The sequence below is a fragment of the Sphingomonas sp. Leaf357 genome, assembly GCF_001423845.1.
Taxonomy (GTDB): Bacteria; Pseudomonadota; Alphaproteobacteria; order Sphingomonadales; family Sphingomonadaceae; genus Sphingomonas.
Window position 1 is genome coordinate 233,437 of sequence record NZ_LMPM01000001.1, and the last position, 23,772, is coordinate 257,208.

Below are 23,772 nucleotides of genomic sequence, written 5' to 3' on the forward strand. Positions count from 1 at the left end.
GCCGATCTTCTAAATCTTCGCTCGGATTGAGCAAGCCGCCCCCCCGTTCGCCCTGAGCCTGTCGAAGGGCCGTTCTTCTTCTCTGCACACAGAAGAACATTGCTTCGACAAGCTCAGCACGAACGGGGATGGTGCGCGTTAAACCGAATCCGAGGCGAGCCCCCGCACCACGCTCAACCGCGCGCGTGCACCACCGCGCTGACCAGCAGTTTGTCGATCCGTCGTCCGTCGAGATCGACCACCTCGAACTTCCAACCCTGTTGCACGAAGCTTTCGCCCTCGCCCGGCAGGTGGCGGAACACGGCCAGCGCCAGCCCGGCGACGGTCGCGTAATCGCGGTCTTCGGGCAGGTCGAGGCCGAGCCGTTCGGCCAGCGCATCGACCGCCATCTGGCCCGACACCAGGAGCGACCCGTCATCGCGCACGACGACCGAGGGCGAATCCTCCGGGTTGCTGTCCGATGCGAATTCGCCGGCGATCGCAGCCAGCAGATCGGCCGGGGTGACGATGCCTTCGAAATGGCCGTATTCGTCGTGCAGCAACGCCATCGGCACTTCCGCCAAGCGCAGCGCGCTCAGCGCGTCCATCGCGTCCAGCTGGTCCAGCACCACCGGCGCGGGACGCAGCAGCGCGCGCAGATCGAGCGGGGCGTTGCCGAGCAGCGCGATGGCGATGTCGCGCGCCTGCACCACCCCGATCACCGCATCGACCGACCCCTCCGCCACCGGCAGGCGGCTGTGCGTCATGCCGAGCAGGGCCGCGCGGATACCGTCCTCCTCCAGCCCGATATCAATCCATTCGATTTCGGTGCGGGGCGTCATCACCTCGCGCACGGGGCGATCCGCCAGGCGCACGACGCCGGAAATGATCGAGCGTTCGTGTTCCTCGATCACGCCCGATTTGCTCGCCTCGGCGACGATCAGGTGCAGTTCCTCCGCCGTCACGTGATCCTCGGTCTCGCGCTTCAGCCGCATCAGCTTGAACAGCAGGGCACTCGACGAATCGAGCAATACGCCGAGCGGCGCGGTGCCCCAGGCGATCCAGCGCATCGTCGGCGCCATGAACGCCGCGATCGTCTCGGGCGCGCGCAGCGCGATCTGCTTGGGCACGAGTTCGCCGACGATCAGCGAGGCATAGGTGGTCAGCCCGATGACGAGCGCGAAGCCGATCGTGCCGGTCGTTTCCTGCGAAAAGCCGAGCCAGCCGAGCCGGGCCGCGACCGGCGCGCCGAGGCTCGCGCCCGAATAGGCGCCGGCGAGGATGCCGATCAGCGTGATGCCGATCTGTACCGTGGACAGGAACTTGCCGGGATCGGCGGCGAGCAGCATCGCCGCGCGCGCGCCGCGCTTGCCCGCCCGCGCCATCGCCTCCAATCGCGCCTTGCGCGCCGAGACAATCGCCAGTTCGGACATCGCGAAGACGCCGTTCAACGCGATCAGCGCGAGGATGATCGCCACGTCGATCCAGGGGAAGGGGGGAAGCGGTGCCATGTCGCTGCCTAGGCTCTTGCAGCACATCGCCGCGCTTAACAACCTCCTCGTCGCGACCGCGCTTCATCTTGCGTTCAAATCGCAACCGGAACAATCGCCTCCGGACACGGGTTGTTTGTCCGCGAACGGCGGACGCGGAATTCTCTATCCGCCCACGGCGGACGCCGGTCGCGCAATCGCCATGTAAGGAGTTTTCTATGCCAGCCCCCAAATTGCTGATCGGCGCCGCGATGGTCGCGCTCATCACCGTCAGCGGTTGCGTCACTGATCCGGAGACGGGCCAGCGCAGCATTTCGAAGACCGCGCTGGGTGGCATCGGCGGAGCGCTGGGCGGCTATCTGCTCGGCGACATCGTCGGCGGTCGCAACGATCGCACCGCGAAGATCGTCGGCGCAGGCTTGGGCGGCATCGCCGGGGCCGGCATCGGCGCCTATATGGACAAGCAGGAACGCGAGCTGCGCGCGCGCACCGCCGGCACCGACGTGCAGGTGATCCGCCAGGGCGACGACCTGATCCTCAACATCCCGTCGGGCATCAATTTCGCGTATAACAGCGCCGACGTGCAGCCGCAGTTCCGCAGCACGCTGGACCGCGTGGCGGACGTGCTCGGCCAGTATCGCGAGACCTATATCGACGTGTACGGCCATACCGATTCGACCGGCAGCGACGATTACAATCAGGGCCTGTCGGAACGCCGCGCGATCTCGGTCGCCGATTATCTTTCCGGCCACGGCGTGCAATCCGCGCGCATCGCGACGCGCGGTTACGGCGAGACGCAGCCGATCGCGTCGAACGACACCGAACAGGGCCGCGCGGCGAATCGTCGCGTCGAGATCAAGATCGTGCCGATCTCGCAGAACGATCTGCGGCGATAGAACCGGCTCTCCGTCATCCCGGCGAAGGCCGGGATCCAACGTGTCGCATACGCATCAGACGTAACTTTCGGGGCACGTTGGATCCCGGATCAAGCCCGGGATGACGGGGTTTGGCTACCGCCTTGCGGCGAAGAAATCGCGGAGCAGCGCGCCGGCCTCGACCTCGCCGATGCCAGAATAGACGTCCGGTCGGTGATGGCACGTGGCCTGACCGAAGAACCGCGCGCCATGCGCCACCGCCCCGCCCTTCACGTCGTCCGCGCCGTAATAGAGCCGCGCGATCCGGGCATGGGCGATCGCTCCGGCGCACATCTGGCACGGCTCCAGCGTGACCCACAGGTCGCAATCTTCCAGTCGGTCGGTACCCAGCGCCAGCGCGGCGGCGCGAATCGCGAGGATTTCGGCATGCGCGGTCGGGTCGTGCAGCGTGCGGGGGGCGTTGGCCGCGATGGCGATCACTTCGCCCGCCCGCGTCACGACGGCGCCGACCGGCACCTCGCCCGCCGCGGCGGCACGGGCGGCGGCATCCAGCGCGACGCGCATCGGGGCGGGCATGGGGAACATCGCGCTCCCTATGCCCGCCCCGATGCGCGTCTGCCAGCCCGCCTTACTGAGCGGTCGAATTGCCCTCCGGGCGATCCATCTTCACGGTCGGCACGGTGATCGTCTTGTTCTCGGTACCGACGACGATCTTGGCCATATCGGCATCGACCTTCGGTGCGCTGCCGCCCTCCACCTTCAGGCTGGGCAGCGAGCCCGGCGTGGCGTTCAGCTTGAGCAGGCCGAACGACATCAGGCCGACGACGACCAGGGCGGCGAGCCCGATCAGGATGAGAATGGCGCGCATGGAAACCTCCCTTTGAAAGTCGAATCGTTAGCGTAATAACGTCACAGTCGCGCGGAAGGTTGCACGGAACACGCGTGAATCGGTTGACGCCCCGGCCCGATGCGGCTATCCGCGCCGCCTTTACGGGACACCTTACAGGGGTCCGAAATTCAGGATTAGCGAACATGTCGCGCATTTGCGAGCTGACCGGCAAGGGCCGGATGGTGGGTAACAACGTTTCCCACGCGAACAACAAGACCAAGCGGACGTTCCTGCCGAATCTGCAGAACGTGACGCTGATGTCGGACGCACTCGGCACCTCGGTAAAGCTGCGCGTGTCCACCCACGGCCTGCGCTCGGTCGAGCATGTCGGCGGCCTCGACAACTGGCTGGTCAAGACGACCGACGACAAGCTGTCGCTGCGCGCACGCCGCCTGAAGCGCGACGTCCGCAAGAAGCTTGACACGGCGGTCGCCGCCTAACATCCTGTTGCGACGCGACATTGCCGGCCCGCTCTTCGGTCTGGAGAGCGGGCCGTCGGCGTTCGTGTCGCGCTCCGGGAGGTGGTTCGGTCGCTAGGGCTCCAGCCGGAACTTGAGCAGCAGACTGCGCTGCAGGAACAGCTGGTTGTCGTCCGACACCATCCAGATCACCGTATCCGGCCCCTCGCGCAGCACCGCCAGCCCTTCGAAATTGTCGTGTAGCAATGGCGCGGCGAAGGTCGCGATCTCCTCGCCCCGCACCCGCGCGCCGGGGCGAATCGCCCTGGGATCGACGATCGTCAGCTTGGCGGTGAAATCGAACGGCAGCGCGAACTTGCGGTTGAGTACCAGGATGCGCCCATCGGGCAGCAACGCCGCGTCGCTCGGGTCGTAATCTGTGGGCGGCAGATAGACGAAGCCGAAGCCGGCGTTCGGCCTCACGGTCGGATCGCCGGCGAAGCGAATCGCGATTCGGCCGGGCGTCTTGCTGCCGTCCCGTGCCTTGGGCTGCACCGTCTCGGCGAAGACGATCGTCGCGCCGTCCGGCATCCGCACCATCGCCTCCGGGCCGCCATTCTCGTACCAGCGGTGCATCACGCGCGGCGCGGCATGCGCGTGCACCGCCGTGAGCTGGTGATCGTAGCGCCAAATCGCATTGGCGAATTCGAAACCGATCAGCACGTCGCCGGTCCTGCGATCTACGATCATCGATTCGCTGTCGCGGTCGCGCTTGCGCCAGCCATTGTCCGGTCCGCCCGGCAGTTCGGCGAACTGCCGCGCGCCGATCCGCCACTTCGCATCCATGTCGAAGCGCACGATGTTGCCGCCGTCGCTGAGCAAGGTGAACCGCTTGCGCTCGACCATCAGCGAGGAGAAGCCGCCGAACACCAGATCCGGGCTCTTCAGCTCGACCCCGCCGAGATAGGTCAGCCGCCCGACCCGCCGCCGCGCCGGATCGGCCGCGTCGAGCGCCACCGGCGTCGCGCTGAATTCGACCCTGGGGCCGAGCAGCCCGAGCCGCGACGGACCGTCCCAGCCGGGGGTGAGGACGGGAAGCAGGAGGATCAGGAGCCAGGTGCGCACGCGCCCTCATAGCCGCGAACGCCGGGCGGACCAGCCCGCGCATGCCGATGAACACGGGATAACGGACCCATTCAGGGATCGCTCAATCCGACTCCTCCATATGTCATGACATCGAGGGAGCCGGGAGCTTCGTCGAAGGTGTTTGACGAAGCCAAGGCACAGGAGAAATTCGATGTTCAAGAAATTCACACTCGCCGTTACCGCCCTCGCCATGGGTTCGGCCGCTCTGGTCTCGGCCACGCCGGCTTCGGCGCAGCGCTATAATGGCGGATATTATGGCGACCAGTACGACCGTGACCAGGTGCAGTACCGCGACTATCGCGGCGACCGTGGTTACTATCGCGACGATCGCGCCAATTACCGCGACAACCGCAATTATCGCGACGACCGCCGCTATTACAACAATCGCCGCAGCAACCGTTGCGACAATACCGGCGGCACGGTGATCGGCGCGATTGCCGGCGGCCTGCTCGGCAACACGGTGGCCGGGCGCGGCGACCGCCTGCTCGGAACCGTGCTGGGCGCCGGTGCCGGTGCCCTGGCCGGGCGGGCGATCGACCGGTCGGACGATCCGCGGGGTTGCCGCCGCTGACGGGTAAAGGTGGCGAGCGAGGCTCGCCACCGATGCTCGGCAAAGCCGAGCATTACCCGGCACGGCCGGCGGGTCGGCCTCTGCCGATCCCGTCCGACGGCGGCTTTGCCGGCGTCCGCGCCCGAAGAGTTTGCGTATCCCTCGTGTGGCGTAATGAGGGCGAAGGCCGGTTCCCGTCGTTCGGGGGCCGGCCTTCAACTTTTGGGGAGACGTGGGGCCACCCCCTCCACCGTTCGTGCTGAGCCTGTCGAAGCACGTGCCCCGAACGCGCCCTTCGACAGGCTCAGGGCGAACGGATCGGGGGGCACTGGGTTTTGTCCCAACGCCGCCGGCAAAGCCGTCGGCCGGATCGGGGTGTTACCCCGTCCGCCGGCCGTGCCGGGCGCTGCGGCGGAGCCGCACCGGCGGCGAAGATCGCCGCCTGCGCCCGTCAGTACATATGCTGCCCGCCATTGATGCTCAGCGTGGAGCCGGTAACGAACCCGCCCTCCTCCGAACACAGGAACGCCACGCCGCGTGCGATCTCGTGCGCCTGGCCGAGCCGCCCGACGGGGATCTTCGCGACGATCTTCTCCAGCACGTCGGCCGGCACCGCCGCGACCATGTCGGTGTCGATATAGCCCGGCGCGATCGCGTTCACCGTCACGCCTGCCCGCGCGCCTTCCTGCGCCAGCGCTTTGGTGAAGCCGTGAATGCCCGATTTCGCGGCGGCATAGTTCACCTGGCCATATTGCCCGGCCTGCCCGTTGATCGATCCGATATTGACGATGCGTCCCCATTTGCGGTTGCGCATGCCGGGGAAGACGGCCTTGGCCATGTTGAAACAGCCGCCCAGATTGGTGTCCATCACCTCTTTCCAATCCTGATACGTCATCTTCAGGATCGTGCCGTCGCGCGTGATGCCGGCATTGTTGACGACGATATCCACATCGCCCAGATCGGCGGCGACCTGAGCGCAACCGGCCTGGCAGGCGTCGTAATCGCTGACATCCCATTTATAGGCCTTGATCCCGGTGCGTTCGGTGAATTCCCGCGCGCGTTCGTCGTTGCCGGCGTAATTCGCCGCGACCGTCAGCCCCATGTCCTTGAGCGCCAGGCTGATCGCCTCACCGATCCCACGCGTACCTCCGGTTACGATTGCGACGCGTGCCATATCACTCTCCTGGATTCTAATAGTCCCGACGTGACGCTACGGCCTCGGCGTCCAGCCTTCAAGCTCCCGCGCGATCAAGCTTCGTAACATATCAATGCCGGTGTCGCTGTCGTTCAGGCAGGGCAGATAGGCGAAGTGCGTGCCGCCCGCCTGTTCGAAGCTCTCGCGCCCGCGAATCGCCAGCTCCTCCAGCGTCTCCAGGCAATCGGCCGAGAAGCCCGGCGCGAAGATCGCGACCTTCTTCACGCCCTTGCCCGGCAACGCCTCCAGAATGGTGTCGGTCGCCGGCGTCAGCCATTTCGCGCGCCCGAAACGCGACTGGAAGGCGATCGTGATCTCACGCCCCCCCAAAGTTTCCTTCAGCGCCTCGCCGAGCAACCGCGCGGTCTTCTGGCAATGGCAATGATAGGGATCGCCCAGTTCCAGCGTCCGCTGCGGCATGCCGTGGAAGCTGGCGACGATCGCCTCGGGCTCAAAATCCAACGCTGCCAATCCCCGTTCGACCGACGCCTTCAGCGCGGCGATATAGCCGGCATCGTCGTGATAAGGCGGCAACGTGCGCAGCGCGGGTTGCCAGCGCATCTTCGCCAGCGCCTCGAACGCCTTGTCGTTGGCGGTCGCGGTCGTCGCCGCGCAATATTGCGGATAGAGCGGCGCGATCAGGATGCGTTCGCACCCCGCCGCCTTCATCGCCGCCAGCCGGTCGGCGATCGCGGGATTGCCGTAGCGCATCGCCCAATCGACCAGCACGGCCGGCCCGAACGCATGCTTCAGCCCCGCCGCCTGCAGCCGGGTGATCGCGGCGAGCGGCGATCCGTCCTCGCGCCACACCAGCCCGTAGGCATGCGCGGATTTCTTCGGCCGGGTGTTCAGGATGATGCCGCGCAGGATCGGCTGCCACGCGATCGGCGGTATCTCCACCACGCGCCGGTCGGACAGGAATTCCCGCAGATAGCGCTTCACGGATTTCGCATCCGGCCCGTCGGGCGTGCCGAGATTGGTCAGCAGCACGCCGATCTTCGGCTTCGGAATCACGGGGTGGTCGGGGGGCAGGATCATATCGCGGTCATTCTCTCGTAAGTCATCATCACCGTCATCCCCGCGCAGGCGGGGATCCATACGGCCTCCCTCGAACGCCCTGGGGCCGATCGACCTTCAGCCGTTGGAGCGCATCCTGCTATCCATTCATCGTCACCCCGGACCTGTTCCGGGGTCCACCGTGCCGCCAACTCGGCGTTCACTTCACTATTGGTTCGAAAGCCGCCTGGTGTACCCCGGACCAGGTCGGTACTTATACCCTTCGAACAAGTATTCGTCATTCCCGCGCAGGCGGGAATCCATACTGGCTTACCTTTCGCTTCGTAAGCGCCGTCAGAGCCTATGGATCCCCGCCTTCGCGGGGATGACGGCTTCATGCTTGCTCGAGAGGTATAAGCGCCGACCAGGTCCGGGGTGACAAAATGCAGAATGTCGATCCGTCCTAACACAATGTCGGAGATATGGATTCCCGCCTGCGTGGGAATGACGACCGGGTTGATACCGGATCACCCCGCACCGGTTCTGAGCGGCAGGCCGCGCAAGCGGAACCCCGTCGCCGATTGCAGCGCGTTGGCGATGGCGGGCGCGACCGGCGGGACGGCGAGTTCGCTCACGCCGCCGGGCTCGGCCTCGCTGCGGATCAGTTCCACCGTGATGTCCGGCGTGTCGGCGAGGCGCGGCAGGTTGAGATCGCTCAAAGTCCGCGCATCGGCGAGGTTCTCGGTGAAGCCGGTGGAGGCGCCGATTGCCTGCGCCATGCCGAAGATCAGCCCGCTCTCGATCGCCTGCAACACCACGTCCGGATTCACCTGACGCCCGCAATCCACCGCCGCGACGATCCGGTCGACGCTGATCGCCTGGCCCTCCCCGATATGCGCTTCGACCAGCACCGCGATATAGCTGCCCCGGAAGCTGTGACAGGCGATGCCCTGCCCGCTGCCGGGAATGCCGCCCTCCCATCCGCCGAGCGACGCGGCGGTCGACAGGCAGCGCGCCAACCGCGCGTCGCCGCCGAGCATGCCGATGCGGTACGACACGGGTTCGGAACTGGCGACATGCGCCAGTTCGTCGAGAAAGCATTCGGTGAAGAAGCAGTTGGTGCTGTGCGCGCCCGATCGCCAATGGCCGGTCGGCACGCCGATCTCGGCCGGGTGATGATCGACCGCGAAGCTCGGGATACGGTAGAACGGCTTCGCGCCGCCGACGGCATAGGCATCGCCCCGGCCCACCGCCTTCATCGCAAGATTGGCGATCCTGTCGCTCGGCATCAACCGCGCGGCCAGTTCCCGGCCGGTGGCGGGCGCGGCGATCTTGGCCAGCCAGCCGACGATCTGCCCGTTCGCGGCCAGCCGCGCGGTCATCCGAGCGGCGGCCGGCGGGCGATAGCGATCGTGGAGCAGATCCTCCGATCGCGACCAGACCAGTTGCACCGGGCGCTTCAGTTCGCGCGCCAGCAACGCCGCCTGTTCGGCGACGAGATGCTCCAGATTGGCCCCGAACGATCCTCCGGCGAGCATCGGATGCACCACCACATCGTCCTCGGCGATGCCCAAGGTCGCGGCGGCGGCGGCGCGGGCGAGGCCGGGCGCTTGCGTCGGCATCCACACTTCCAGCCGCCCGCCCGAAAATTGCGCGGTCGCGGTCATCGTCTCGATCGCGGCATGCACGGCGAGCCCGGCGCGATACTCCGCCGTCACCACGTTCGCGCCCTTGAACGCCGCCGACAGATCGCCCTGCGACGCCATGCGCGTGCCCGGCCCGTCCAGCGCGGCGGTGAGCGCGGCGTCGATCGATGCGGTGCCGATGATCGCGCCGGTCGTGGCGAAGCGCGGCTTCAGCGCATCCAGCGCCTTGTTCGCCGCCCACCAGGTGTTCGCCACCGCCGCGACCCAGCGGTCGTTCGTCACCACCGCCAGCACGCCGCGCACCCGGTCGGCGGCGGCGCGATCGACCCGGACCAGTTTGCTGTCGCCGACCGGCCCCTGCCGGATGCTGGCGAAGACCATGTCGGGCAGGCGGATGTCTCCGGCGAAATTGGCCGATCCATCCACCTTGGCCGGCACGTCCAGCCGGGGCAGCGACTTGCCGTAAAGACGATCGCCGCCGCCGTCGCCGCGCAACGGGATCGGATGCGGCACCTTGCCGCCCGCCGCCTCAGCCGCGAGTTCGGCGAAACGCAGTTTCTTGTCGCCGTGCACGACGAAGCCGGCGGTCGCGCCGCACGATTGCCAGTCCACGCCCCAGCGCGCCGCCGCCGCCTTGCTCAGCAGGATCCGCGCCGCCGCGCCGCCTGCGCGCAACACGTCCTCGAACGCGCGCACCGAGGTCGATCCGCCGGTCAGCACCAGCGCCTGACGCTGGACATGCCCGGCGCGCAGCGGGGCGGGCAGTGCGTCGAACGCGCCCTCGAACAGCTCGTCCGCGCCCAGTGCATTGGCGTAGAGCGGGTTGAGCGGCGCGGGCTGCACCCCGACGGTGCGCCAGTCCGCGCCGAGTTCGTCGGCCAGGATCTGCGGCAGAGTGGTGTAGACCCCCTGGCCATGTTCGCATTGCGGCACCGCGACGGTGACATGCCCGTCCTCGCCGATCTTCAGCCACGCCCCGAACACCGTTTCGCCCTTCACCGCGGTCAGGTTCGAGGCATAATCGCGCGGCCACACGGCCCAGGCGACCAGCAGTCCGACGCCCGCCCCGCCACCGATCAGCAAGGTGCGCCGGTCGATACTGGCCAGGGTGTCGCGGGCGCTCATGGAGATGCTCTATCGCGGGCGGGGGAGTGGGGGAAGGCGCTCTTTCTCCCCTCCCTGGAAGGGAGGGGTTGGGGGTGGGTCGCTCTCGAAGGAGCGTTGTCCCCACCCCATACCAACCCCCCCCCGGCCCCTCCCTTCCAGGGAGGGGAGCTTAGCCGACCGCCGCCAAGGCCCGGTACGTCGCCTTCAACGACACCTTGTCGATCTTCTCGGTCCCCAATCGCGGCAACGGCTCGAGCGACGTCCAGATCCGCTGCGGCACCTTGAACGCCGCGATATGCGCGGACAGGTACGCGCACAGTTCGTCGGCGGTCATCTCCTCGCCCGGGCGGTAGACGACCACCGCCGCCGGCACCTCGCCGTAGCGTTCGTCGGCCAGCCCGAACACCGCCGCCTCCGCCACGCGCGGATTCTCGTAGATCGCCGCCTCGACCTCCTGGCAGGAGATGTTCTCGCCGCCGCGGATGATGATGTCCTTCTTGCGATCGACGATGAACAGATAGCCTTCCGCGTCGAGATAGCCGATATCGCCGGTCAGGAAGTAGCGGTCGGCGGTGAAGGCGGCGGCGGTCGCCTCCGGCCGGCCCCAATATTCCTTGAAGTTGCACACCGACCGGATGCCGACCTCGCCGCGCTCGCCCTGCGCCACCGCGCGGCCCGCGCCGTCGAGGATCGCGAGATCGACCAACGGCGCGGAGGCGCGCCCGGTCGAATTCGGCTTGGCGAGGTAATTGTCGCGCCAATTGCCGCAGCCGATGCCGTTGGTCTCGGTCAGGCCATAGCCGAGGAGCGGCGCGCCCCCGCCCTTCGGTCCGGCCATCTCCTCCTTGATGCGCCGCACGTGATCGACCGGGCGCGGCGCACCGCCGGCGGCGAAATCGGTGACGGTGGAGAGGTCGTAGTGCGGGCGATTGGGGTGAGTCAGGATCTCGAAGCTCATCAGCGGCACGCCGACGAAATAGGTCACGCCCTCCGCCTGGATCAGCCGCATCGCCTCCTCCGCATCCCATTTCGGCATCAGCACGAGCTTGCGGCCCATCGCGAAGCTTTGCAGGAACACCGGCACTTCGGCGGTGACGTGGAACAGGGGCACGTTGAGCAACGTGGCGGGCTGGGTCGTCGGCGGACTGCCGTCCTCGGTCGCGATGCCGAGCATCACCAGCGCTTGTGCCAGATAGTTGAACACCGCCTGCAGCACGGCGCGATGATCGCTGAGCGCACCCTTGGACTGGCCGGTGGACCCGGAGGTGAACAGGATCGTCGCATCATGATCCCCGCCGAGCGCGGGCAGCGCCACGTCCGGCGCGCCGTCCGTCACCGCCGCCAGCGCTTCGCCGAGCGGCAGCGTATCGTCGATCGCGACCACCGGCACGGCGAACGCAGCGATGCCGGCGAGCCGCTTCACGCGCGGGCCGTCGGCGAAGATCAGGCCGCATTCGACCTCGGCGATCGCGTCGGCCAGTTCTTCCGATTGCCACCAGCCGTTGAGCAGGCAGGCGACGCCCCCGGCCATCGTGATGCCCATGTACAGCGTGATCCACGACGGCGAATTGCGCATCGCGATGCCGACCCGGTCGCCGACGGCGATGCGCCCGGCCAGCGCGCGCGCGACCTTGTGCGCCTCGTCATACACCTGCCCGAAGGTCAGCCGCTCCTCGCCCGCGACGAGGAACGTGGCCTGCCGATGCTCGGCGGAATAATGCGCGAAATAATAGGACAGGGCCGGCGGCGCGGCGGCGATCATCGGCAGCGTCACGCCGTTCAGCTCGATCTCGCCCAGCGGCAGTTGCGCAGCCGTCAGCGCGGCCAGTCCGTCGTCCATCCGCTGGTCGAGTGTCGTCCGCATCATTCTCTCCGCTTGGTCTTGGGCCCGGCGGTCCTTATGAGGGCATCAAAGCTTGGGGAAAAGCCTTGATCCTGTCTGCCGCCGCCGCCGTTCAGCCGCATTTGCATTTCGCCGATCTCGGGCTCGATCCCGTGGCGGTGAATCTCGGCTTCTTCCAGATCAAATGGTATTCGCTGGCCTATATCGCCGGCATCCTGAGCGGCTGGTGGTATCTGCTGAAACTGCTCGCCCAGCCCGGCGCGCCGATGGCCCGCCGCCATGCCGACGATCTCGTCTTCTACGCGACGCTCGGCATCATCCTCGGCGGACGGCTCGGGTACGTGATCTTCTACGCGCCGGACATGCTGCTCAGCCCGTGGCAGGTTTTCAAGCTGTGGGACGGCGGCATGTCGTTTCATGGCGGCGTCATCGGCACCTCGCTGGCGCTGATCCTGTTCGCGCGGGCCAACAAATTGAACTGGCTGCGCATCCACGATTACGTCGCCTGCGTCGTGCCGCTGGGCCTGCTGTTCGGCCGCCTCGCCAATTTCGTGAACGGCGAATTGTGGGGCAAGCCGAGCAACGCCGCCTGGGCGATCGTCTTCCCGCGCACCGGCGACGACGTCGCGCGCCACCCGAGCCAGCTCTACGAAGCCGGCCTCGAGGGGATCCTGCTGTTCGCATTGCTGTGGTTCGCGTTCTGGAAGACCAATGCGCGCTATGCGCCGGGCCGGCTCGTCGGATTGTTCGTGCTCGGCTATGGCGTCGCGCGCTTCATCGTCGAATTCTTCCGCGAGCCCGATGCGCAGTTCGCCGACACCTTCGTGCAGGCGAGCGGCCTGCACATGGGCCAGTGGCTGTGCGTCCCGATGATCCTCGGCGGGGCGTATCTGATCGCCACCTCGGCGGGCCGCCGCGAGCGGATCGAACCGATCGCCGGCAGCGAGAGCGTCGCGTGAAAACTCCCCTCCCGTTTGCGGGAGGGAGCCAATCTTAACTCCCCTCCCGCTTGCGGGAGGGGCTGGGGGAGGGCATGTGGCGCTGCCAATGACCGATCCCGACCCTTCCGCAAACAGGCCCTCCCCTAGCCCCTCCCGCAAGCGGGAGGGGGATTTGGAAACGCCGCTGCCCGACCGGCTCGCCCGTGCGATCACGCTGGCCGGGCCGATCTCGATCGCGCAATATATGGCCGCCGCCAACGCGCACTATTACGCGACGCGCGATCCGCTCGGCACGGGCGGGGATTTCACCACGTCGCCCGAGATCAGCCAGATGTTCGGCGAACTGATCGGGCTGTGGTGCGCCGACCTGTGGGATCGCGCGGGCCGCCCGGACATCGCCTGGGTCGAACTCGGCCCCGGCCGCGGCACGCTCGCCGCCGATGCGTTGCGGGCGATGGGAAAGGCCGGCCTCGCGCCGCCGGTGCATTTCGTCGAAACCAGCCCCACGCTCCGCAAGGCACAGGCCGAACGCATGGGCGAAGCGAGCTGGCACGACAGCGTCGCCACGCTCCCCGGCGATCGCCCGCTGATCGTGATCGCCAACGAATTCTTCGACGCGCTGCCGATCCGCCAGTTGGTGCGCACGATCGGCGGCTGGCACGAGCGCCTCGTCGCCTGCCAGGACATTCTGTTCCTGCCGATCGCCGGCAAACAGGTGCCCGACGCCGTCCTGCCCGAACCCCTGCGCGATGCGCCGCCCGGCTCGATCGTCGAAACCTCGCCCGCCAGCGTCGGCATCATGCGCGATCTCGCCACCCGCATCGTCGCACAGGGCGGCGCCTTGCTGGCGATCGACTATGGTTACGAAGGCCCGGCGGTCGGCGACACGCTCCAGGCGATGCGCGCGCATAAATTCGCCAACCCGTTCGAAGCCCCGGGCGAACACGACCTGACCGCGCATGTCGACTTTGCCACGCTGCTCGCCGCCGCGATCACGCTTGGCGCAAACGGCCACGGACCGACCGACCAAGGCATGTTTCTCACCCGCCTTGGGATCGCCCCGCGCGCTGCCGCGCTGGCGCAGGCCGCGCCCGATCGCGCCGCCGGCGTCGCCGCCGATCGCGACCGTCTGGTCGAGACGATGGGCACGCTGTTCAAGGCCATCGCGATCACCGCGCCGGGCTGGCCCGCCCCGGAAGGGTTCGCATGATCGCGTATCGTGATGCTCGCGCGATCGACGGTCCCGCGCTGTCGGCCATGGCCCGGCGCAGCTTCACCGAGACGTTCGGCACGCTCTATCGCCAGTCCGATCTCGCGGCATTCCTCGATGAGGCGTTCGGCGCGAACGGTCTCGCGGCGCAACTTTCCGATCCCGATTTCGCCGTCCGTCTGGCCCTGGAGGACGATCAGATCGTCGGCTTCGTCAAGATGGGGCCGGTCACCTTCCCCGGCGAATGGCGCCCGGACGCGATCGAACTCTATCAATTCTACGTGCTCGGGCCATGGCAGGGGCAGGGCGTGGCGCAGGAATTGATGGCCTGGGCGCTGGAGCACAGCCGCAGCCACGGCGCGAAGGAAGTCATCCTGAGCGTCTATGTCGACAACCACCGCGCGCACCGTTTCTACGAACGCTATGGCTTCCGCGATATCGGCCGCTATGCCTTCCGCGTGGGCGAGACGGTGGACGACGACAATCTGATGCGGCTGGTATTGTGACCGACATGCCCGAATCCGTCCCCCAACCCGTCGACGTGATCCGCGCGCGCGCGCTGGACGGCGTCGCACACGGCTTTCTCGGGCGGCGCGGCGGCGTCTCCACCGGCATTTATGCCGGTCTCAACGTGGGCATCGGATCGGATGACGACCGCGCAGCGGTCGCCACAAACCGCGCGCGAGCGACGGACGCCGTGCTGCCCGGCGCGCAATTGCTTTCGCCTTATCAGATCCATTCCGCCGATTGCGTCACGGTTCTCGCGCCCTACGAGGACCGCCTTCGGCCCCGCGCGGATGCCCTCGTCACCGATCGTCCGGGCCTGGCGATCGGCATCATCACCGCCGATTGCGCGCCGGTGCTGTTCGCCGACCTCGCGGCGGGCGTGATCGGCGCGGCGCATGCCGGGTGGAAGGGCGCGATCGGCGGCGTGACGGAGTCGACGATCGCCGCGATGGAGGCGCTCGGCGCGAAACGCGACCGCATCGCCGCGGCGATCGGACCCTGCATCGCGCGCGCCAGCTACGAGGTGGACGACGCTTTCGCCCGCCGGTTCGAGGCGGCGGACCCGGCCAACGAACGCTTCTTCGCCCCCGGCAAGCCCGGCCATTACCAGTTCGATCTGGAGGCCTATGTCGTCCACCGACTTGCCGCCGCCGGGCTGACGCGGATCGAGGCTTCGGGGCTCGATACCTATGCGCACGCCGACCGCTTCTTCAGCTTCCGCCGCGCCACGCATGCCGGCGAAACGGGCTATGGCCGGCAAATCTCGATCATCGGCCTGTAAAAAAGAGAGGCGCATTCCCGCCCCATATGCGCCGGCATCCTGAACTCGTTTCAGGATCCATCTCTCCACCGTTTACGGCTCTGCTTGTGGCACGATGGATCCTGAAACGGGTCAGGATGACGGAAGTTGGCATGGCCCTCCCCGTCCCATGGCAGTTCCCCTCCCCGTACCGGGGAGGATAGTATAGGGCGATACTACATGCTCGCATCAGACGGGCCGAATCCCCAGGAGTTACCCCCAATGCCGAACCCTACCGACCAGACCCCGGACCAGACAGAAGTCGACCTGACCGGCGTCGCCGCGCGCACCAAGCCCAAGGCCTCGATCGAAAAGATCGGCGACCGCAAGCTGAAGCCGTCCACGATGATGATGGGCCACGGTTACGATCCGATGCTGTCGGAAGGATCGTTGAAACCGCCGATCTTCGCCACCTCGACCTATGTCTTCCCCAACGCCGCCGCCGGCAAGCGCCATTTCGAGGGCGTGACCGGCAAGCGTCCCGGCGGATCGGAAGGCCTGGTCTATTCGCGCTTCAACGGCCCGAACCAGGAGATCCTCGAGGACCGGCTCGGCGTGTGGGAAGAAGCGGAGGATGCACTGGTCTTCTCCTCCGGCATGTCGGCGATCGCCACCTTGTTCCTGTCGATGGTCAAGCCGGGCGACACGATCGTCCATTCCGGCCCGCTCTATGCCGCGACCGAGACGCTGATCGGCCGCATCCTCGGCAAGTTCGGGGTCAACTGGCTCGATTTTCCCGCCGGCGCGACGCGTGAGGAGATCGACGCGGTGCTGACGCAAGCCTCGCAGGCCGGCAATGTCGCGTTGATCTATCTCGAAAGCCCGGCCAATCCGACCAATGCCCTGGTCGATATCCAGGCCGTGGCGGCGAGCCGCGACGCGATCTTCACCGGCTCGCCCACGCCGCCGATCGCGATCGACAACACCTTCCTCGGCCCGCTGTGGCTGCAACCGCTGAAGCACGGCGCCGACATCGTGGTCTATTCGCTGACCAAATATGCCGGCGGACATAGCGATCTGGTCGCCGGTGGCGTGCTGGGATCGAAGGCGCACATCAACACGATCCGCCTGATGCGCAACACGATCGGCACGATCTGCGATCCCAACACCGCCTGGATGCTGATGCGCAGCCTGGAGACGCTGGAATTGCGCATGAGCCGCGCGGGCGAGAATGCGGTGAAGGTGTGCAATTACCTGCGCTCGCACCCGAAGGTCGAACGCGTCGGCTATCTCGGCTTCCTCGCCGATACGCCGGGCATGGAGCGGCAGGCGGACATCTATGCCCGCCACTGCACCGGCGCGGGCAGCACCTTCTCGCTGATCGTCAAGGGTGGCGAGACGGAGGCGTTCGCCTTTCTCGACGCGCTGAAGATCGCCAAGCTGGCGGTGAGCCTCGGCGGCACCGAGACGCTCGCCTCGCACCCGGCGGCGATGACCCATCTGTCGGTGCCGGAAGCGCGCAAGCAGGCACTGGGCATCACCGACAATCTCGTGCGCATCTCGATCGGCGTGGAAGACGCGGACGATCTGATCGCGGACTTCACCCAGGCGCTGGACGCGATCTGATCGAGGCTGTCGCGCGGGAGGATCGGCCGCCTTCCGCGCGATCGCCATTCATCCGCCGCTCAGGCGCTTCGATGCAATGCAAGCCATTGATAACGGAGCGCAAGCGATGCGGAAACCATTGATAGCGGCTTTTGCCGCCCTGGCCATGATACCGGCCGCGACGATGGCCGTCGCCGCCAATGCCGCGCCCAAGGGCGTGTGGACCAATCCCAAGAAAAACGTCCGGGTCACGTTCCAGCGTTGCGGCGATGCGATGTGCGGCAAGGTGATCTGGGCGTCCCCCGAGGCGCAGGCCAAGGCGGGCATGCCGCTGGTCGGTACGATGCTGTTCGAGGATTTCGTCGAGGAAGGCCCGGGCGAGTGGAGCGGCAGCGTGCTGATCCCCGATATCGGCCAGAGCGTGACCGGCACGATCCGCCAGATGGATGCCAACACATTGGTCGGCGAAGGCTGCGTGATCGCGGGGCTGGGTTGCAAGAGCCAGACTTGGACCCGGATGCGCTGACGAACGCGTGCTTGCTCGATCCGCGCGATCGGGCGATGAAGGCGACATGACAGATTTCATCACCGGCCTGCCCAAGGCGGAACTTCACCTGCACATCGAAGGCAGCCTGGAGCCCGAACTGATGTTCGCGCTGGCCAGGCGCAACCAAGTCGCGATCCCCTTCGCCAGCGTCGAGGACGTGCGCGCGGCCTATGCCTTCTCCAACCTGCAGGATTTCCTCGACATCTATTATGCCGGGGCGGACGTGCTGCGCGAGCAGGACGATTTCCGCGACCTAGCCGTCGCCTATTTCGACCGTGCGGCGGCGGACGGCGTGGTTCATGCCGAGATCATGTTCGATCCGCAGACCCATACCGCGCGTGGCATCCCCTTCGCCACGGTGATCGAGGGCCTGCTCGCCGGCATGGCCGAGGCGGAGGCGAAGCACGGCCTGACCTCGAAACTGATCATGAGCTTCCTGCGCCACCTCGACGAGGACGACGCGTTCGCGACGCTGGAGGCCGCGCGGCCGTGGATCGACAAGATCGACGCGGTCGGGCTCGATTCGTCGGAACTCGGCCATCCGCCGGAGAAGTTCGCCCGGGTCTTCGCGCAGGCACGCGCGCTGGGGCTGAAGCTCGTCGCGCATGCCGGCGAGGAAGGGCCGCCCGAATACGTCCATCAGGCGCTGGACCTGCTCCACATCGACCGGCTCGACCACGGCAATCGCAGCCTGGAGGATCCGGTGCTCACCGCCCGCCTGGCACGCATGGGCATGACGCTGACCGTCTGCCCGCTGTCCAACCTCAAGCTGTGCGTCGTGGACGACATGGCCGATCATCCGATCGACCGCATGCTGCGCGAAGGACTGCGCGCGACGATCAATTCCGACGATCCGGCCTATTTCGGCGGGTATATCGCCGACAATTATCGCGCCGCCGCCGCCGCGCGCGGGCTGGACCGGGGCGATTTGGCCCTGCTGGCGCGCAATTCCTTCCTTGGCAGTTTCCTGCCGGACGATGTCGTGGCCGGGCACCTCGCCACACTCGATGCCTATGTGGAGCATGCCGCATGACCACCTTCACCCCGATCGAGCAGGCCGAGTTCGTCGCCGCGATCCACACGCTGGCGGCGGCGTTGGCCGAGGACGATTGGAAGCCCGATTTCATCATCGGCGTCGGCCGCGGTGGCCTCGCCCCCGCCGTGTTTCTGAGCCATGCGACCGGCCTGCCGATGCTGTCGGTGGACTATTCGAGCCAGGTGAAGGACTTCGCCGACGAACCCTTGGTGAAGCTGGCCAGGCGCACGCAGGGCGGTGAGCGCCTGCTGTTTCTGGACGACATCAACGATTCCGGTCGCACCATCGCCCATCTGCGCGCGAAACTGGCCGATAGCGACGCGGTGCCGGGCAGCATCCGGTTCGCCACGCTGATCGACAATGTCAGTTCGTCACAGACCGTCGAGTATCGCGCCCGCACGATCGACCGCCGCGTGACCAAGGACTGGTTCATCTTCCCATGGGAGGCGGTCGCGCCGGACGCGGTGATCGCGCAGGATTCGGCCGCGGTGCCGGAACGGATCGCCTGACCGCTCAGCCGTCTCCGACGCGCTCGATATCCGCGCCGACCGCGCTCAATTTCTCCTCCAGCCGCTCATAGCCGCGGTCGAGGTGATACACGCGGCCGACCTCGGTCTGCCCCTCCGCCACCAAGCCGGCGATGATCAGGCTCATCGAGGCGCGCAGATCGGTCGCCATCACCGGCGCGCCGGTTAACCGGGGCACGCCGCGCACGATCGCGGTGCGGCCGCTGACCTTGATATCGGCCCCCATCCGCGCCAGTTCGGGCACGTGCATGTAGCGGTTCTCGAAGATCGTCTCGGTCAGCACGCTGGCCCCGTCGGCCTTGGTCAGCATCGCCATGAACTGCGCCTGCATGTCGGTGGCGAAGCCGGGATAGGGCGCGGTCGACAGCGTCAGCGGGCCCAGCCGGTCGGGCGCATCGACGAACAGGCTGCCGCCGCGTTCCTCGACGCTCACGCCGGCCTGGACCAGAGCCGCGATCGTCGCGCGGTTATTGTCCATCCCCACGCCGACCAGTTCGACCGACCCGCCGGTGATCGCCGCCGCGCAGGCATAGCTGCCCGCCTCGATCCGGTCGGGCATCACGGCATAGGTCGCGCCGTGCAGGCGATCGACGCCCTCGATCGTCAGCGTCTCGGTGCCGATCCCGTCGATCCTCGCGCCCATCGCGACGAGGCAGTTGCACAGATCGACGATCTCCGGCTCGCGCGCCGCATTCTCGATCACCGACGTGCCCTTGGCCAGCGTCGCCGCCATCACGACGTTCTCGGTCGCCCCGACCGACACGACCGGGAAGGTATAGCGCCCGCCGGACAGGCGCCCGCCGCCCCCTGATTTTCCGGGCGCGGTCGCCTTCACATAGCCCGCCGCCAGTTCGATCTCCGCACCGATCGCCTCCAGCGCCTTCAGATGCAGGTCGATCGGGCGGTTGCCGATCGCGCAGCCGCCGGGCAGCGACACCGTCGCCTCGCCCGCCCGGCCGACCAGCGGGCCGAGCACCAGGATCGAGGCGCGCATCTTGCGCACGATATCGTACGGCGCTTCGGTCGAGGTGAGCTTGCCGGCGCGGATCGTCATCACGCGGCCGAAATCCTCCGGTCGGCTGCCCTCGATCTGGGTCGAGGCTCCGAGCTGGTTGAGCAGATGCCCGAAACTGTCGACATCGGCGAGGCGCGGCAGGTTGCGCAGCGTCAGCGGCTCGTCGGTCAGCAGGGCGCACGGCATCAGCGTCAGCGCGGCGTTCTTCGCACCGGAGATCGGCAGGCGGCCGGAAAGGCGATTGCCGCCACGAATGAGAATTCTGTCCATGGGCGAAAGCTTTATCGCCTGCCCACGCCCGCGCAAGTGCGCCGCCCGCCGCCGTGCCGATCGGCCCGCCGTATCGGCCCCGCGCCTTGATCGACTTTAATGCAGCGATTCCCGGGCGATGCTCTTGGTGGATGCTATTGGGGGGACGGACCGGGTGCCAGGGAGTTGTTTTGCGGAGCGCTTGAGCGGCATGGCCGCGCTGACTCCGTCCGAGCACGCCGCCCTCGACAGGCTCGAGGAGCGCGAGCGGTCGCTCCGCCGCGGCGGGACGCTGGTGCGCGAGAACGACCGCGCCGGCGAGATGTTCATGCTGCGCAAGGGCACGATGATGACATCGGTGCTGCTCGACGATGGCAGCCGCCAGATCCTGCGCTTCCTGTTTCCCGGCGACATGCTGGCGGTGTCGAGCCTCGTCTATTCGGAAGCGCCCGAGACGATCACCGCGCTGACCGATTGCGTGGTCTGCCCGTTCGAGCGCTCCGCCATGTCCCGCCTGATCGCCGAGCATCCGCGCCTGGCCGCGCTGATCCTGGTCTACAACCAGATCGAGCGCGCCGCCTTGACCGACCGGCTCGCCGCATTGGGCCGCACGTCCGCCAAGGCACGCGTCGCCGCCGTGCTGCTGGAGATGCGCAACCGGTTGCGCATGATGAACAAGAGCATCGGCAACAGCTTCGTACTCGGCCTGACGCAGGAGGAGATCGGCGACGCCACCGGCCTCACCGCCGTCCATGTCAACCGCATGCTGCGCCAGCTGGAAGAGGAGAAGCTGATCGCCCGCGAAGGCGGCCGGATCGCCTTCACCGACGAACGCGCGCTGGCGCGGGAGGCGAATTACGTCGATCGCTATGCCGGGCTCGACCTCGGCTGGCTGCCCGAAGCACGGTAGCCGAACAGCCGCCTTGCACGGCCCTCACCAGTGTGTTAGACAAACAACACACATTGGGAGAGTCTCCATGCGCTTCATCGTCCTCGCGGCCCTGCCGCTCGCCGCCTGCTCGTTCGGAGCGAACGGGCATGATTCCAAGCCCGGGGTCACCGGCACGGGCAGCGGCACCGCGCGCACCTTCGCGGTCTCCGACTTCACTGGCGTCACCTTGCGCGGTTCCGACGATGTCGACGTGCGCGTCGGCACCGGCTTCTCGATCCGCGCCGAGGGACCATCGGAGGAACTCGACAAATTGAAGATCGAGCGCGACGGCGACGAACTGAAGATCGGGCGGATCGACAAGAACGGCATGGGCTGGATCGGCGGCGACAACAGCAAGGGCAAGGTGACTGTCTATGTCACGATGCCGCGCGTCGCCAAGGCGAACATCGCCGGTTCCGGCAACATGACGATCGACCGCGTCGAGGGCCAGGATTTCGACGCCAACACCGCGGGTTCGGGCGACCTGTCGATCGCGGCGCTGAGCGTCGAGAAGGGTACGTTCGACATCGCCGGATCGGGCGGCATGAAACTCGCCGGCAGCGTCCGCGCGCTGGAGGTCAGCATCGCCGGATCGGGCGACGTCGATGCCGCCGGGGTGAAATCCGACGGGGCGGACGTCTCGATCGCCGGATCGGGCAGCGTGAAGGCGAACGTCACCGGCGCGGCCAAGGTGTCGATCGTGGGATCGGGCGATGCCGATCTCGGCAAGGGCGCGAAATGCTCGGTGTCCAAGATCGGATCGGGCGACGCGACCTGCGGCTGAACTTGCGCATCGCGAGGAATCGGAGGATGCCGGTGGCATGCTCCGATTCCTCGCGCTCGCCCCCCTCTTGCTGCTCGCCGTCCCCGCCAATGCGGCGGAGCGGACCTATTCGGTCAGCAGCTTCGAACGTATCCGGGTCGACGGACCGTTCAAGATCGAACTGACGCTCGGCAAGGCGCCGTCGGGCAAGGCCGAGGGCGACACGCGCAGCACCGACCGGCTCGACCTGCGCGTCGAGGGCGATACGCTGATCGTGCGCGCCGGCACCGGCGCCTGGGAGGAACAGGCCGCCGCGAAGAGGCCGACGCAAAGCCCGACCGCGACCGTGATCCGGGTCTCCACGCTTAATCTGACCGCCGCGACCGTGATCGGCGGCGGACAATTGACCATTACCGGCCCGATGCGCGGCCAGCGGCTCACCTTGGCACTGACCGGCAGCGGGGCACTGACCGCGAGCGGACTCGCCGCCGACCAGCTGATCGCGACGGTGACCGGTTCGGGCACGCTGACGCTGGCCGGCAAGGCGGCACGCGCGCGCCTCAGCGCCAACGGCTCCACCCGCATCGTGGCGGACAAGCTCGTCGCCGACGACCTTACGCTGCGCACCGACGGCAACGGGGAGACAATCGCCCGGGCCCGTTACATCGCCAACGTCAATGCCGCCGGCATCGGCGCGGTGACGGTGCTGGGCACGCCCACCTGCGTGGTGAACAAGAACGTGCAGGGGCCGGTGAACTGCGGGGCGGCGGCGGCGCCCTGAGTGGCACCGGGTATATTTGGAAGGTGAACCAACGAACCCTTTCGCGCGACTGGGGCTGCCTGTTTATTAGGCAAAGATCACACTAAGGTCACACTGTCGAGGTGTCGCAGCACGGGAACCGCTCGGGGAACCGACCATGGGAAAGAGCGCCGCGAACCTGACAGATAGCGGGCTTGTAGGACAGGAATGATTTCTGAATTTGGTAGAGCGCGATCTGGTGGCTTTAGGTGCTTGGTAGCAATTTGCGGAGTTTGGCGACTGGTCACTGTCCGCTACAGACATATAGCGGAGGCAGTCGTTTGCCCTCGACGGTCAAGCCATCAATGCGAAAAAGTGCTCCGTTGCGCACCGCTGCCTGTATGTTCCGGTTTTCGCAAAGGGACGCGCCCAAGATCTTAGCCACTTCGGCATCTGAGACAGACGGCCGCCACTCGACTAAGCCCTTCAGGGACATCACCAACGTCTTTCCCTCAGAAGAGACGGATATCAATGTCAGACCGTTTCCGAGTTCCTTTGGGGCGACAGTATTCATTAAGCGCGCAATTTCCGCGGTTCTCTGTTCCAGAGTCATCGGTTCTTCAGAATGGCCGGCAGAACAGGCCGCCAGAGTAAAACCAAGCGCAAACATTGATCGATGCATGTTATTATCCATGATAAGCAGGTACGCGCCCATAGTGACGAGGGATCACTAAAAAATTATAATCATGCGGCTACCCAGCAGCTCGCCGTGGCGCTTATCAACGGCCATTTCGGCACAAGCTATAGCCGCTCTCTGGCGCGTGAGGGCCACTTCTAGGCTGTCAACAA

General features: G+C 66.9%; 23 protein-coding genes. 14 read left to right on the top strand and 9 right to left on the bottom strand.

What is annotated here, in order from left to right; translation table 11 throughout:
* Positions 1-173 precede the first annotated feature (173 nt).
* Positions 174-1,490 carry a hemolysin family protein gene (locus tag ASG11_RS01120; RefSeq protein ID WP_055774123.1) on the bottom strand — a complete coding sequence of 439 codons (1,317 nt, stop codon included), beginning with the start codon at positions 1,488-1,490 and terminating at the stop codon, positions 174-176.
* A gap of 197 nt (positions 1,491-1,687) precedes the next feature.
* Here ASG11_RS01120 and ASG11_RS01130 point away from each other — a divergent pair, with 197 nt between their 5' ends.
* The gene (locus ASG11_RS01130; RefSeq protein WP_055774127.1) at positions 1,688-2,365 is read left to right on the top strand and encodes an OmpA family protein; all 678 of its coding nucleotides are present in this window, start codon (positions 1,688-1,690) and stop codon (positions 2,363-2,365) included.
* 114 nt (positions 2,366-2,479) lie between these two features.
* Here the strand turns inward: ASG11_RS01130 and ASG11_RS01135 are convergent, their stop codons facing one another.
* Together ASG11_RS01135 and ASG11_RS01140 are read right to left on the bottom strand one after the other, a co-directional pair.
* The gene (locus ASG11_RS01135; protein WP_443024467.1) at positions 2,480-2,920 is read right to left on the bottom strand and encodes a nucleoside deaminase; all 441 of its coding nucleotides are present in this window, start codon (positions 2,918-2,920) and stop codon (positions 2,480-2,482) included.
* Between the two features lie 52 nt (positions 2,921-2,972).
* Positions 2,973-3,212 carry a hypothetical protein gene (locus tag ASG11_RS01140; RefSeq protein ID WP_055774131.1) on the bottom strand — a complete coding sequence of 80 codons (240 nt, stop codon included), beginning with the start codon at positions 3,210-3,212 and terminating at the stop codon, positions 2,973-2,975.
* A gap of 164 nt (positions 3,213-3,376) precedes the next feature.
* Between ASG11_RS01140 and rpmB the strand changes: the two genes are divergently transcribed.
* A complete protein-coding gene (gene rpmB, locus ASG11_RS01145; RefSeq protein ID WP_055774133.1) occupies positions 3,377-3,673 on the top strand; it encodes a 50S ribosomal protein L28 in 297 nt (98 codons plus the stop codon).
* Positions 3,674-3,766: 93 nt separating this feature from the next.
* On the opposite strand, the gene ASG11_RS01150 is transcribed toward rpmB, so the two are convergent.
* Complete coding sequence (locus ASG11_RS01150; RefSeq protein WP_055774135.1) at positions 3,767-4,756, bottom strand: esterase-like activity of phytase family protein; 990 nt, start codon at positions 4,754-4,756, stop codon at positions 3,767-3,769.
* A 172-nt stretch (positions 4,757-4,928) separates the two neighbouring features.
* On the opposite strand from ASG11_RS01150, the gene ASG11_RS01155 reads away from it, so the two are divergent.
* Positions 4,929-5,348 (top strand): glycine zipper 2TM domain-containing protein, encoded by a 420-nt coding sequence (locus ASG11_RS01155; protein WP_055774137.1) that lies wholly within the window; start codon positions 4,929-4,931, stop codon positions 5,346-5,348.
* Between the two features lie 430 nt (positions 5,349-5,778).
* Here ASG11_RS01155 and phbB read toward each other — a convergent pair whose 3' ends face one another.
* The 4 genes from phbB to ASG11_RS01175 form a co-directional block, all read right to left on the bottom strand.
* The gene (gene phbB, locus ASG11_RS01160) at positions 5,779-6,501 is read right to left on the bottom strand and encodes an acetoacetyl-CoA reductase (protein ID WP_055774139.1); all 723 of its coding nucleotides are present in this window, start codon (positions 6,499-6,501) and stop codon (positions 5,779-5,781) included.
* Between the two features lie 36 nt (positions 6,502-6,537).
* Positions 6,538-7,560, bottom strand: coding sequence for a ferrochelatase (hemH, locus tag ASG11_RS01165; RefSeq protein WP_055774141.1), 1,023 nt, complete (start codon positions 7,558-7,560; stop codon positions 6,538-6,540).
* Between the two features lie 485 nt (positions 7,561-8,045).
* A complete protein-coding gene (locus tag ASG11_RS01170; RefSeq protein ID WP_201781250.1) occupies positions 8,046-10,289 on the bottom strand; it encodes a xanthine dehydrogenase family protein molybdopterin-binding subunit in 2,244 nt (747 codons plus the stop codon).
* 151 nt (positions 10,290-10,440) lie between these two features.
* Positions 10,441-12,135: a class I adenylate-forming enzyme family protein gene (locus tag ASG11_RS01175; protein WP_055774143.1), complete on the bottom strand. Its 1,695-nt coding sequence runs from the start codon at positions 12,133-12,135 to the stop codon at positions 10,441-10,443.
* Positions 12,136-12,200: 65 nt separating this feature from the next.
* Between ASG11_RS01175 and lgt the strand changes: the two genes are divergently transcribed.
* The 8 genes from lgt to ASG11_RS01215 all read left to right on the top strand — a co-directional run bounded on the left by lgt (position 12,201) and on the right by ASG11_RS01215 (position 19,208).
* Positions 12,201-13,073 (top strand): prolipoprotein diacylglyceryl transferase, encoded by an 873-nt coding sequence (lgt, locus tag ASG11_RS01180; protein ID WP_082472529.1) that lies wholly within the window; start codon positions 12,201-12,203, stop codon positions 13,071-13,073.
* A gap of 88 nt (positions 13,074-13,161) precedes the next feature.
* Positions 13,162-14,265 (top strand): SAM-dependent methyltransferase, encoded by a 1,104-nt coding sequence (locus ASG11_RS01185; protein WP_082472530.1) that lies wholly within the window; start codon positions 13,162-13,164, stop codon positions 14,263-14,265.
* A complete protein-coding gene (locus tag ASG11_RS01190) occupies positions 14,262-14,771 on the top strand; it encodes a GNAT family N-acetyltransferase (RefSeq protein WP_055774147.1) in 510 nt (169 codons plus the stop codon). The genes ASG11_RS01185 and ASG11_RS01190 overlap by 4 nt, the downstream gene beginning before the upstream one ends.
* A 5-nt stretch (positions 14,772-14,776) precedes the next feature.
* Entirely contained in the window at positions 14,777-15,553 is a 777-nt protein-coding gene (pgeF, locus tag ASG11_RS01195) for a peptidoglycan editing factor PgeF (RefSeq protein ID WP_055780006.1), read from the top strand.
* Between the two features lie 240 nt (positions 15,554-15,793).
* Positions 15,794-17,137: a cystathionine gamma-synthase family protein gene (locus ASG11_RS01200; RefSeq protein WP_055774149.1), complete on the top strand. Its 1,344-nt coding sequence runs from the start codon at positions 15,794-15,796 to the stop codon at positions 17,135-17,137.
* A 106-nt stretch (positions 17,138-17,243) separates the two neighbouring features.
* Positions 17,244-17,642 (top strand): DUF2147 domain-containing protein, encoded by a 399-nt coding sequence (locus tag ASG11_RS01205; protein WP_236697338.1) that lies wholly within the window; start codon positions 17,244-17,246, stop codon positions 17,640-17,642.
* Positions 17,643-17,688: 46 nt separating this feature from the next.
* Positions 17,689-18,696: an adenosine deaminase gene (locus ASG11_RS01210; protein WP_055774151.1), complete on the top strand. Its 1,008-nt coding sequence runs from the start codon at positions 17,689-17,691 to the stop codon at positions 18,694-18,696.
* Positions 18,693-19,208, top strand: coding sequence for a phosphoribosyltransferase (locus ASG11_RS01215; protein WP_055774154.1), 516 nt, complete (start codon positions 18,693-18,695; stop codon positions 19,206-19,208). The genes ASG11_RS01210 and ASG11_RS01215 overlap by 4 nt, the downstream gene beginning before the upstream one ends.
* A gap of 4 nt (positions 19,209-19,212) precedes the next feature.
* Here the strand turns inward: ASG11_RS01215 and murA are convergent, their stop codons facing one another.
* A complete protein-coding gene (gene murA / locus ASG11_RS01220; RefSeq protein ID WP_055774156.1) occupies positions 19,213-20,511 on the bottom strand; it encodes a UDP-N-acetylglucosamine 1-carboxyvinyltransferase in 1,299 nt (432 codons plus the stop codon).
* A 190-nt stretch (positions 20,512-20,701) separates the two neighbouring features.
* Here murA and ASG11_RS01225 point away from each other — a divergent pair, with 190 nt between their 5' ends.
* The 3 genes from ASG11_RS01225 to ASG11_RS01235 all read left to right on the top strand — a co-directional run bounded on the left by ASG11_RS01225 (position 20,702) and on the right by ASG11_RS01235 (position 22,965).
* Entirely contained in the window at positions 20,702-21,400 is a 699-nt protein-coding gene (locus tag ASG11_RS01225) for a Crp/Fnr family transcriptional regulator (RefSeq protein ID WP_055774158.1), read from the top strand.
* A gap of 67 nt (positions 21,401-21,467) precedes the next feature.
* Positions 21,468-22,205 carry a head GIN domain-containing protein gene (locus ASG11_RS01230; RefSeq protein ID WP_055774160.1) on the top strand — a complete coding sequence of 246 codons (738 nt, stop codon included), beginning with the start codon at positions 21,468-21,470 and terminating at the stop codon, positions 22,203-22,205.
* A 37-nt stretch (positions 22,206-22,242) separates the two neighbouring features.
* On the top strand, positions 22,243-22,965 hold the full coding sequence (locus tag ASG11_RS01235; protein ID WP_055774162.1) for a head GIN domain-containing protein: 723 nt from the start codon (positions 22,243-22,245) through the stop codon (positions 22,963-22,965).
* The last annotated feature ends 807 nt before the right edge of the window (positions 22,966-23,772 follow it).